General features: G+C 58.3%; 1 rRNA gene. It reads right to left on the bottom strand.

From position 1 onward, the window contains the following. Positions 1-59: 59 nt before the first annotated feature. Positions 60-818, bottom strand: a 23S ribosomal RNA gene (locus tag NHH00_RS20440); the annotation flags it as partial.

The raw sequence follows: 818 nt of genomic DNA, 5'->3' as shown, positions 1-818 counted from the left end.
TGGGGGGTGTGGTGTTGGTGGTTCGGGAACCGCACAGTGGACGCGTAGCAAAGTGTGTTGGTGTTGAAGTTGTCGGCTGATTAGTACCGGTCAGCTGCACGGGTCTTTCGTCCCCGCTTCCACGTCCGGCCTATCGACCCAGTGTTCTGCTGGGTGCCTCTCACCCCGTAGGGTATGGAAACCTCATCTTGAAGCAGGCTTCCCGCTTAGATGCTTTCAGCGGTTATCCCTTCCGAACGTAGCCAACCAGCGGTGCTCCTGGCGGAACAACTGGCACACCAGAGGTTCGTCCGTCCCGGTCCTCTCGTACTAGGGACAGCCCTTCTCAAGTTTCCTGCGCGCGCAGCGGATAGGGACCGAACTGTCTCACGACGTTCTAAACCCAGCTCGCGTACCGCTTTAATGGGCGAACAGCCCAACCCTTGGGACCTACTCCAGCCCCAGGATGCGACGAGCCGACATCGAGGTGCCAAACCATGCCGTCGATATGGACTCTTGGGCAAGATCAGCCTGTTATCCCCGGGGTACCTTTTATCCGTTGAGCGACGGCGCTTCCACAAGCCACCGCCGGATCACTAGTTCCGACTTTCGTCCCTGCTCGACCTGTCAGTCTCACAGTCAAGCTCCCTTGTGCACTTGCACTCGACACCTGATTGCCAACCAGGCTGAGGGAACCTTTGAGCGCCTCCGTTACATTTTAGGAGGCAACCGCCCCAGTTAAACTACCCACCAGGCACTGTCCCTGGTCCGGATCACGGACCGAGGTTAGACATCCGAAGCGGCCAGAGTGGTATTTCAACGTTGACTCCACCCGCACT

The organism is Cellulosimicrobium cellulans (genome assembly GCF_024124905.1).
GTDB lineage: Bacteria > Actinomycetota > Actinomycetes > Actinomycetales > Cellulomonadaceae > Cellulosimicrobium > Cellulosimicrobium cellulans_G.
The sequence above is the reverse complement of the archived record's forward strand: the minus strand, read 5'-3'. Positions and strand labels throughout refer to the sequence as shown.